This is a genomic window from Bacteroides luti, assembly GCF_900128905.1.
GTDB classification, from domain to species: Bacteria; Bacteroidota; Bacteroidia; order Bacteroidales; family Bacteroidaceae; genus Bacteroides; species Bacteroides luti.
Map to the genome: position 1 here is coordinate 105,123 of NZ_FQTV01000007.1, position 12,223 is coordinate 117,345.

General features: G+C 39.0%; 4 protein-coding genes. All 4 read left to right on the forward strand.

Going from position 1 to position 12,223, the window contains the following annotated elements:
* The first annotated feature begins 9 nt into the window (after positions 1-9).
* The 4 genes from BUC21_RS08075 to BUC21_RS08090 all read left to right on the forward strand — a co-directional run bounded on the left by BUC21_RS08075 (position 10) and on the right by BUC21_RS08090 (position 12,163).
* Positions 10-2,043 carry a beta-galactosidase gene (locus BUC21_RS08075; protein WP_073401061.1) on the forward strand — a complete coding sequence of 678 codons (2,034 nt, stop codon included), beginning with the start codon at positions 10-12 and terminating at the stop codon, positions 2,041-2,043.
* A 10-nt stretch (positions 2,044-2,053) separates the two neighbouring features.
* Entirely contained in the window at positions 2,054-4,447 is a 2,394-nt protein-coding gene (locus BUC21_RS08080; protein ID WP_083547644.1) for an alpha/beta fold hydrolase, read from the forward strand.
* A 260-nt stretch (positions 4,448-4,707) separates the two neighbouring features.
* A complete protein-coding gene (locus tag BUC21_RS08085) occupies positions 4,708-8,079 on the forward strand; it encodes a glycoside hydrolase family 2 (RefSeq protein ID WP_073401064.1) in 3,372 nt (1,123 codons plus the stop codon).
* Between the two features lie 145 nt (positions 8,080-8,224).
* A complete protein-coding gene (locus BUC21_RS08090; protein ID WP_073401210.1) occupies positions 8,225-12,163 on the forward strand; it encodes a hybrid sensor histidine kinase/response regulator transcription factor in 3,939 nt (1,312 codons plus the stop codon).
* Positions 12,164-12,223 lie beyond the last annotated feature (60 nt).

Here is a 12,223-nt window from a genome sequence, read left to right on the forward strand (position 1 = left end):
ATAAATAAAATGAATAATAATCTGATAAGAAAAGTAATGTTATGCTGGGTGTTGAGCTTATTAGCTACGGTTGGCATGCATGCAACAGAACGTGAAGTAAAATGGGATGAGAAAAGCCTTATCCTCAATGGAAAAAGAGTATGTCCTGTGATGGGTGAAATCCACTATTCGCGGGTACCAGCAGATGAATGGACTGAGGCTGTACGCAAAATGAAGCAGGGTGGCGTAACCGTTATTGCTTGCTACGTATTCTGGAACCACATCGAAGAAATAGAAAACCAATTCGACTGGAGTGGTCAACGTAATTTACGCTCATTCCTAGAAATTTGCAAGAATGAAAACCTACCGGTTATCCTGCGTGTAGGACCGTTCTGCCATGGTGAAGTCCGACTAGGTGGCATTCCTGACTGGGTCTTTACAAAAGGTTGTAAGACGCGTAGTGAAGATCCTGCTTTTCTAGAGTATGTAACTCGTTTGTATAGGCAAATCTATACACAAGTTCAAGGCTTGCAATGGAAAGACGGAGGACCGGTTATGGCGATGCAGTTTGATAATGAATATCGTGGACGAAGTGAATATTTGATGCACCTCAAGAAGATTGCCAATGAGATCGGTTTCGACTTGCCTTTCTATACCCGAACTGGTTGGCCTCAGTTAGCCACGCCTATACCATTGGGAGAGATGATTCCTCTTTATGGTGATTATGCTGACGGATTCTGGGATCGAAGCATAAAAGAAGCAGCTGGCGAATATTGGCGAGCATTCAATTTCCGTCCGTTCCGAATCTCAACTGCGATAGCTTCAGAACAGTTGAAGTACACAGGCGATAACATGAACAAAGGTGAGGAAGGATATCCATACTTTACCTGCGAATTGGGAGGTGGCATGATGACAAGTTATCACCGCCGAGTATATCTGTATCCAGAGGATGCTTACTCGCTTGCCATCGTAAAGTTGGGCAGCGGTAGCAATCTGCTGGGCTACTATATGTATCATGGAGGAACTAATCCAGACGGAAAACTCAACTATCTGAACGAGATGCAGCGCACCATTGAAACCAACTGGAACGATCTGCCTGTGAAAAGCTACGATTTTCAAGCTCCTCTTAACGAGGTGGGATATCGCAATCCGCATTACTATTTGCTTCGCAAGATACACCTTTTCGTTCAAGACTTTGGAGATGTGCTAGCGTCAATGGAAACTACATTTCCACAAGCCGACAAGCCGATTAGTAAAGGTGTTGACAGCTATCTGAGATGGTCTTACCGTAGCCAAGGCAATCAAGGATTCGTATTTATCAATAATTATGAGCGTTTCCAAAATCTTACAGCGAAGAAAAATATACAGTTCAACGTATGCGGAGTAAAATTTCCGGAGAATCCAACTGTGATACCTGCAGGCACAATGTGTATATTTCCTGTAAATATTGCAGGTATCAAATATGCTACAGCCCAGATCATTGCCCAACGCGATGATAAAATCTATTTAGAACAGATTGCTGGCGTGCTTACAGAAATATCCGTTTCGGGTAAAGTGCTGAAGAATGTTAAGGCACTCGGTTTGGCAAAGCCAGTATATAAGAATATCTACTTACTCAGCAGTTCTGATGCCAGTACGCTCTTCTTGAATGAAAATGAGAAGCCTCATGAAACAAAGATGCAAGCAGTTACATTTAATAAAATACAAGAAGCTGGGACTCTCAGGAAAATTACGATAGGTTTTGGTGGAGTAACAGAAGAACCCGTAGATTCTGACTTCAATGATGCTGCTGTATACACCTTCACAGTTCCAAATCATGAGGATATTCTCGATGTAGAATATCAGGGCGACTGTGCTCGATTATATGCTGACGGAAAACTCATTGATGACAACTTTTATAATGGTCGTCATTTCCAATATGCACTTTGGCGTTTGCCAAAGAATTGCGAGCAATTGGAGCTCCGCATTTTGCCGTTGCAAAAGGATGCTCCCATCTATTTTCCTCGCGAAGCAGATACCACTTCTGGCGAGAAGATAATCAATATAAATGTGTTCAAAAGATAAATGATTTAACATGAAAAAATTACTGCTTTCGTCATTACTTTGTATGGCAACTTTATGCTCCCATGCAACATCTGCTGATTCGCTAATAAGTCGGCAAAAGATCGTTGACAATGGAGGTACAGGGTTGTTCAAGGCTTATGAAGTTATAGAGAAAAGTTTACCCGGCTTCACTGTTTTCCGCCCCGAGAATCTCAGTTGGGCAGCAGCACGCGAAAATGCTTTGCCCATACTCATCTTTTGCAATGGCGGTTGCATGGATGCCCCCATTCATTATGAGCGCATGCTTACCGATATTGCATCACATGGTTATGTAGTCATTGCAGTGGGTGAAATGCAAATGGTGCTTTTTGATCGTAAAGAACACTCCACACCGTCAACCGTGGTTACTACAGCACTCGACTGGATATGCAGTCAGGCACGCGATAAGAATAGCGATTATTACAGTTTTATTGACACCACAAAGATAGCCGCAGCCGGGCATTCCTGCGGAGGTGCTCAGGTGTTGTGCAATGCTGCCGATACCCGCCTGAAGTCATACATAATCTTGAATGCAGGAATGGGAAACATGACGATGGCAGGAGCCGATAGCAAATCGCTCCATTCGCTTCATGCACCCATTATATATATGACAGGTGGTACAGGCGACGTTGCTTACCAGAATGCTTGTCTCGACTATGAACGTATAGACAAAGTGCCTGTCATTCATGTCGATATGCCGACAGCTGGCCATGGAGCTACCTATAAAGAAAAGCTTGGTGGAAGTTTCGGCAGATTGATGTTAGACTGGCTTGATTGGCAACTCAAGGGGAAAAAAGGCAAAAGCGATGTTTTCCTCGCCGGCAATATTAAAAGTTATCCTGGGTGGAATTTTCAACATAAAAATTTTAAAGCCCATGTTGGCAAGACGATACATGCCACTATGCCATGTAATATGCTTGAAGGAGTAACAGAAAGAGAGTATACCATTTATTTGCCGGGAGGATATGAAGAGAACACCAACAGACAATATCCCGTGCTCTATCTATTGCATGGTGGAGGTGGATCGTGTGATGATTGGGAGACTTATGGATCTCTTCGTCAGACTGTCGACAGTCTTATAGATGCAGGCTATATCCGTGACTTTATTCTTGTATGTCCGGAGGCCAACAAAAATAATATGATGTACTTCAACGCACCAAAGTGGAAATACGAGGATTTCTTTTTCCAGGAGTTTATCCCATATATTGAAAAGAACTATCGCATCAGAACTGATAAGGGTGGCCGTGCCATTGCCGGATTCTCCATGGGTGGTGGAGCCGCAATTGTTTATGGCGTTCATCATCCGGAATTCTTCTCTATGGTGTATGATATCAGTGGATACCTTCGTCGCCAAGAGCTTGACTTTCTGAAAAAAGATCCATCTGCTGAGTGGCGCCAAGAGATAATAGAAAATAATAATCCTATAAAATGCATCCAACAAGGATCGAAGGCTGACGTGAAAAATTGGTCTCAGGTAAGATGGATGGTTTCGGTTGGTGATCAAGACTTTACCCTCGAAGGAAATATGGACATGGTGAAGGCTTTCCGGGAGAAAGGTATTCCATACCAGATGCATGTTTCTGCCGGAAGTCATGATTGGAAGTTTGTATCTCCAAATTTGAAAGAGGCTATCAAGCAGGCTGACTCTAATTTTGATGACTTATGGATCAGTAATGGTAACCGACATCTCTATGGATTGCTTAGCCGACCTACTAATACTTTTGGGAAAATGCCTTTAGTTATTGTTTCGCACGGATTCAACGGAACTCATGTCTTCGGCAAGAATTATATTAAAGCATTTAACGCTTTGGGATACCAGACCTACAACTTTGATTTTGGATGTGGCTCAGTTTCCAGTCGCAGTGACAACAATACAGTTAACATGTCAATACGTGACGAGGTGAATGACCTGAAGACCATCATAAACTACTTTAAAAGTCGTAGTGATGTGGACGCTTCGAATATCATTCTTCTTGGTGAAAGTCAAGGCGGCTTAGTATCGGCACTCACGGCTTCCGATTGTGCCAAAGATATCAGCCGGCTCATCCTTGTATATCCAGCATTGTGCATCCCTGACAATTGGAAAGAGCGATACCCTAAATCCGAGAACATTCCTGATACCACACAGGTATGGAATGTGCCTATAGGTAAACGTTTCTTTAGTGAACTGTATGATATCAATGTATATAAAACGATTGGCAAATATAGTGGTCCTGTACTGATAATCCACGGTGACAAGGACCCCGTAGTTCCTCTTTCCTATTCACGGAGAGCTGAGAATACTTATAAGAATGCGAGGCTGAAAGTTATTCCGGGAGCCGGTCATGGATTCAAATCCGAAGAGCTTAAAATATCAATTATGATGATGGAAGATTTTCTGAAATAAAAAAATTCTGAGAAGTCTCTACCTACGAATGCATACATTAAAGGAAAGAAAATAAGTATTTGCCAGGGTAGAGAGAAAATGTTCTGATTGCAAATAAATTAATAAAGGAGTCTGTTCTTATATATTATTCTTTAGAAAGTAGATAAGCCCTCATAAATAATCCACTTATTATAATAAAAAGTACACGTTAAGATATAATAGATGCACTAATATTGCATAGATTTTAAATCAGAGATTATATATAATTAAGCAATAATACTATGCAAAAATCACTAAAACTATTATTTCTATTGTGTTGTGCGCCGCTCTTTGTAGTGCATTCTCAAAACAGAATTGAAACAGACTTGTCGGGAAAAGGATGGAAACTTTGGTATGACAAGGATGCTTCGTGGAAGAATGATCAGCTATTTCTTCCTTCAACAGACATAAAATCGATGCCTGCTGCTTTGCCAACCGGTGGTTGGAATTCGCTTCTGGGAGCGAAAGATGTAAGTGTTCCTGGTACGGTGGAAGAATATCTGCAGGTTAAACCGGGACCGGAAGGGGATATTCAGGGGGTAAGCTGGTGGTTCCGTTCTGTCAGCATTCCAGCTACTGCAAAAGGAGGTAAGTTGCTGCTTCGTTTTGAAGCTGCACGCTATCGTTCGGAGGTTTATATCAATCAACAACTTGCGGGTTATGATTTAACAGGAAATACTCCTTTCGAAGTTGATATTACCAACTTTGCCAAACCGGGTGAGACTGTGCAATTGGCTTTGCGTGTTACCGATCCGGGCGGTAATTATGATTGGAGAGACGGTGATGTAGTTAATTGGGGAAAATATAAAATACCCGGTAGTCATGCTTTTGGTGGAATTACCGGTCGTGTGAAATTGGTTTCCTGCGCTCCAGTTTATGTGGATGATATTTATGTTCAGAATACTCCTGCCATTACGGAAGTAAATCCGCAAATAAGTGTTGTAAACAGCACAGCCAAAGAGATTGTCAGGAATATTGTAGTTCGGGTTGTTGATAAGAAAAATCCCGATACAGAAATAGCTCGTCAGGAACTTAAGAAAGTAAAGTTGAAACCGGGAGAAAACCTTGTTTCTGCAAAGATATTTGCTCCCGATGCAAAGTTATGGGATACGGAAAATCCGAACCTGTATGTCTGCAAGGTTTCTATAATAGATGGAAAGAAAAGCATAGATGAAGACAGCAGAGTTTTTGGATTCCGTTGGTTTGAACCTATGGGACAAGGCTCTGATGCTATGTTTCGCCTTAATGGAAAAAGAATTGTGTTGCGTACAGCAATCAGCTGGGGATTCTGGCCTATAAACGGTATTTATCCAACGGAGGAATTGGCTGAGAAGCAGATTCGTATTGCTAAGGCCATGGGACTGAATATGCTGAATTTCCACAGATGCATTGGTGCTCCGGTTGTTTTGGAGAAAGCGGATGAACTGGGATTACTCTACTATGAAGAGCCGGGTAATTACCGTAGCGGACAAAGTCCTGATAATCCCTTTGGTCATACTTTGATGCATGAAAAAGTAATGCGGATGGTGAAGCGTGATAGGAGTCATCCAAGTCTGGTAATGTTTAACATGATTAATGAAGCCGGACCGGTTAGCGAAGATATCCTGAAATTAAACATCAGCGATATACAGGAGGCTCATAAACTGGATCCTACGCGCACTATTACCCGCACTTCTGCATGGTGCAGGGCAGAAGAAAACGAACAGGCACGCATTCATCTTCGCCCTAATGATTCAACAGTCTACTGGAAAGGTTGGTACGATTTTCATCATGCGGGTGGTCCTCATGTATGGAACCAAAGTCTTTATAAGAGTCCTACTGATTATTACAACTATACTGCAAATAAAAAGGATATTGTTTTCTGGGGAGAAGAGGGAGCTATTTCTACTCCTCCGCGTCTGGAAAAGATAAAGAGTGAGCTCGAAGCTTCACCCAATTTGGGGTGGGATGGTGCCATGTATCTTGATTGGTACAAAACATTTGATAACTTCCTTACACGTAAGAGCCTTCGTTCGGCATTTCCTACGATTGATGCGTTTACTGTGTCTATGGGAAATATTTCCATTGAACACCAGGGGCGTAAAATAGAAACTATCCGCCTTGATAATTATACAGACGGTTATGCTATTAACGGCTGGGAGGCTCAGATTATTGAAAACCATTCAGGAGTAGTAGATTGTTTCCGGAACCTGAAAGGTGATACTGCGCTTATAGCACGTTATAACCAACCACTTTATGTAGCTGTGAAAGTGCGTAAACAGATTGTTGAAATGAATGACAAGGTTGTGACAGATTTCTATATTATCAACGAGAAGAATCTGCAAGGGCCTCATAAGCTTTCAATTTCCGTTAAAGATCCGGAAGGAAAGGTGGTTTTCAGTAAAGACGTTGAAACTGCAATTTCAGGAGGTGATGTTTACGGACAGTTGATTGCCGAAGGAATTGAGATTCCGACTTCTACTTTAGCAGGAATGCACCGTATTGATGTAATCCTTTCTGATAATGCCGGCAACAATAAAGCTTCTGGTAGTGATCAGTTCTTGGCGGTCGACTGGCGTTCAGCCAAGCTCGCTTGTAACGGAGCAGTATGGGAACATAACAATAGTCTGAAGAACTTCTTGAATAATGATAAAAAACTTTCTGTAACGGATTACTCAGATAACGCTAAACGTCTTGATTGGGTAGTGGTATCTCGTCCACCAATGGGTGGCAATCTGAGAGTTGTACCAACAGATCAGCTTCTTACTTCCGATGGAAAACAGGGAGTTACCGTTTCATTCTACAGAGACAATAAGTTTCAGGACAAGATATCAGAACGTACTGACCGGGATATTAATTTCAACGTGGCGATGGGAGCTACTCCAGATCCTACAGTAACCAGTACTGAAAGATATAACGCCCGTTGGGAAACACAAATTACACCGACACTGAGTGGTGCATATTTTCTTGAATTGCAGACAAGTGGAGCCAGTCAACTAAGTATTGATGGTGCTACTATTATTGATATAACAAAAAATAGTGGTGGCCGTGATAAGGTTTTGGTGAATTTCACAAAAGGAAAGCCACATAAATTGAGTCTAAATCTGGTTCAGGTTAAAAACATAGCTGGATTATGCCGTTTGCAGTGGTCGGCACCGGAAACGAATGCAGCTGATCCGCAGAAGTTAATAGACCGTGTAGCAAAAGACGGTACAACGCTTATTCTGGTTGATAATGCCGACACGTGGATGGACTTGATTACTAAAAATACCCAGGTAACTTATTCCGGTAAGTTCCAGGTTGGTACAGCCTGGCTTGGTGGCGTTCATTTCGTGAAACAACATCCGCTATTCAACGGACTGCCTACTAATGACAGTATGAACTGGCCTTATCAGGCGGTTGTAAAAGATGGTGCCGAAAGATATGGACTTGAAATAGAAGGAGAGGAACTGGTTGCCGGAGCTTATCACTGTTATCCTCTTAAATTGGGAACGGCTGTAGGTGTTATCCCTTGTGGTAAAGGTAAAATCATATTCTCTACGCTGGATATTTGTGGAAATCTTACTTCAGATGACTCATCGGCCAATGTGGCAAGAAAGCTGCTTTGTAATTTTATAGAATATTCTGGTAAGTAATTACAATAAGAAATTGTTAAACGGGATCTTGCATTAAAAAGTGCAAGATCCTTTTTATTTTTGAGAATATTATTTGTATGCAGATTTAAACACTTATATTTGTGATGTTGTAATTAACCTTATAAGATATAAATCTGCACTTACTATGAACAGAAAGTTCTTTTTTCTTCTTATTGTCTTTCAGTTATTCTGTTTTCAATCTAATTCTCAAATAAAACCAATAAAGGAATTTGAAAATATTAGTCGGGGAGATGAGTGTGTAAACTGCTTCTTTCAGGACTATAGAGGCTTAATTTGGGTGGGCACCAACCGGGGCCTTTTTTCATATAATGGATATTCGTTGGACAAGAATATTCCTCAGGCAGCAGGTGATGTTATAAATATGGCTGTTAACTGCTCGCTAAAAGTTGATTCTACTCATTTCTATTTAGGCTGTAATTCCGGCATTCTGCTATTTGATATTGAAAAATGCAGATATACTTTGTTGCCTGCAACGTCATCAAATGATGTCCGTTCAATGGTTTGGCTAGACAAACATACAATATTGGCCGGAACAATGCGGGGACTGATAATGTATAATACTCTTAATAATACTTCTAAAAGAGTTGAAAGGAAAATGATACCTTATCTGCCTGTTTATTCTATTATAAAAAAGCCAGGAATGAACTTTTATATAAGTAGCAGTAATGGAATATATCAATTAAATGCATTATCCAACAAAGTTACATTTATCTCTCTTCCTCAGTCGGGCAAAAAGAAATTATTAATACTTTCAATGACCGAAGACATACATAATAAATGTATATGGATAGGTACGGAGGGAGAATTATTTAAATTCAATTTAAAGCAGAGAACAATAGAGCTAGTGCCTTTTTTCTCAAACAATTCAATAAAATCTATTTCTATAGATTACTCAGGACGGTTATGGATGGGAACAGACAATGGTTTGTATCTATATAATCCAAAAGATAAAAGTTATGAATATTTTGTTCATAGCATTAGAAATAGCAAATCTCTTATAAACAATATTGTTTGGACTGTATTCCAGGACAAAGAAAATAATATGTGGCTTGGAACAGATTGCGGAATCTCTTTATACAGAACAAATAGTAGTCTTAAAATTCATCGTTGGGATGAAATTACTGGAGCTGATGAAGGTAACAGGTTGACTTGTATTTTTAGAGACTCTCATAAAAACTATTGGTTAGGTGGAACTAACGGAGTTGCATGCTATAATCCTGATAAACAAAAAAGTGTATGGTATAAAATGAGAGGTGGCAATAACTACATTTCTCATAACCGGATTAGATTTATCTATGAAGATAGAAATAAGAATATATGGGTAGCTACGGATGGTGGTGTAAATCATTATAATGACCAAACGGGACGTTTCAATCATTATAGTATCATGGATAAATCTGCAACCCGGAATGCAAACTGGGCGTATGGTATATTTGATGATAGTAAGAACAAACTCTGGATTGGAACCTATCTAGGTGGGTTGTTTATGGTTGATAAGCAAAAGCTTATAAGCAGTGGCGGTGATACATATTTGGCAGACAGAAATTATTATATGAATGGAGGCAAAAATGGTTTGTTAGGAAATGATGTTCTAATCACTTTGAAAGATAAAATAGAAAATCCTGTTTTAATTATTGGGAATAAAGGAATAAACAGAATCAATGTAATGCAAAATTCCGTTGAACGGATTCCTTATAAGCCAAAGAGTGCAGTTGTTTGTGCCTTATTTGATAAGGACGGTTTCTTATGGCTTGGAATGAAAGGCTCTATTGACCGACTGAATATAGAGACTGGAGAAGTTCAATCAATAGATACCAAACTTTTACAGAATATGAATATATCTTCAATGACTGAAGAAAATAATCATATATGGATAACTGCTTCTGAGGGCGTTTTCCTTATTAATAAAACAGACTTTACCGTAAAGCACGTAAATTTAGGTGAACAACTCTATTTTTCTGGCTTTTATGATGCTTTTACAAAAAAAATGCTGTTGGGAGGTATAGACCATTATATAGAATTCTCACCTGATAAAATATTGAAAGAAACTACCGGACATATTCATGCAATTCTCACTTCTGTGTATGTAAACGATGAACGTATTAATACTGGTCAGAGTTATGATGGTAATGTGATTCTGAAAAACAGTATAGGATATACAAAGAATATAGTACTCAATAATAATCAAAACAATCTGGTTTTTGAATTCTCTGATTTATTATATGGTAAAGCAGTGAAATCTCGCTATGTTTATAAACTTGATGGGAGTGATAAAGAATGGCGCAATCTTGATGCCTCACCCTACAAAATATCTTATTCAAATCTCTCGCCTGGTGATTATACTCTTTATATACAAAAAAACAATGATAATGGAGCCAACGAAACAGTTTTAACTTTAAGTATTGTTATTCTCCATCCCTGGTATAGTACTATTCTTGCTAAGATTGTCTATTTTAGTATTTTAGTGTGGCTTTTTATGTGGGCTTTAAATTATTATCATGTTAGAAACAGATTAAAGATAGAACGGATACAAAGAGAGAAAACGTTGGAATTATCTAACATGAAAATGGATTTCCTCACGAATATTTCTCATGAATTAAAAACTCCTTTGAGCCTTATTCTGAGCCCCGTTAGTAAATTACTGGACGAGACAAGGAATCCACAAGTAAGAAGTCATCTTCAGATGATTCATAAGAATGTGATACGGTTGAATAATCTTGTTCATCAGATGATTGATTTTCGCGATATTGACCCTTCACAATCGGATGTTGTTCTTTCAAACCTGGAAATTGTTGAATTTATAAAAAGTATCCTTGAAGTACATCGTGAAGCTTTTGATTCCAAACACGTTGCATTGGCTTTTGAAACGAATGTTTCAGATTTATATATAGATACCGATATTCAGAAAATGGAATCAGTTATCAATAATCTGATTTCTAATGCCTACAAATTTTCAAAAGAAAATGGAACTGTAAAAGTTGAATTGTCAGTCAGTGAGGATGATAATCTGGCTAAGAAACTTCAGATTAGTGTTATTGATAATGGATGTGGCATACCTGAACGAGACTTGCCTTATGTTTTCAATAGATTCTATCAATCCAAAGAGAATCTGAATATGAATAGTGAAGGTTCCGGTATTGGACTTGCTATCGTCAAGAATTATATTGAACTTCTTCACGGTCACATTAAAATATCATCCATAGAAGGAGAAGGTACTGCTGTTATAATTGAATTGCCAATTATAAGCAGTGATTTAAATATTCCAAAAGAAGATATCTGGAAGGGCATTATACAGAACGAAATTCAAAAGTATAAAATACTCATTGTTGAGGATAATGTTGAAATAGCACGATTTATTTCCGAGAACCTGCTAAATGGCGTTTCTATGATTGCTCATAATGGCAAGATGGGAATAGAAATGGCTATTAAGCATCAGCCGGATATAATTATTGCAGATGTGATGATGCCTGTAATGGATGGCCTTGAAATGAGTCGTTTGTTAAAACAGAATATAGTTACTGCGACTATTCCTATAATTATGCTGACAGCAAAAGACGATAAAAGAACAGAGACACAGGCGTTTAATTCAGGTGTTGAGGCTTTTATCTCAAAACCATTTGATATAAAGCAACTGACCACCCGGATTGAACAATTAATTAATAGCAAAAAGCTATTGATAAATAAGCTTCGTCAGGCTACTGTCTTGGAAGATAAGCCTGTTGATATTCAGTCGCAAGATGAGAAGTTTATTTTGAATATAACTCAGATAATTGAAGACAGACTTGCAGAGCCCGACCTTAATGTGCAATATCTCGCAGATAGCACCGGGATAAGTGCAAAGCAAGTGTATCGGAAAATTAAATTGCTTACCGGACATACGGCAGTAGACTATATTAAGTTCATTCGTCTGAAAAAAGCTGCAATACTTTTGGGACAGAAGAAGTTCACTATAGCAGAAGTTATGTATATGGTAGGGTTCTCTAATCATTCTTATTTTTCGAAGTGCTTCTCTGAAAAATATGGGAAAACGCCCAAAGAATTCATGGAATCAACTGATTCTTAGTACTGTTGTCTGATTTTTATTCATATTCATCCGATTTGTTTCTATAATGTCTGATTTCTT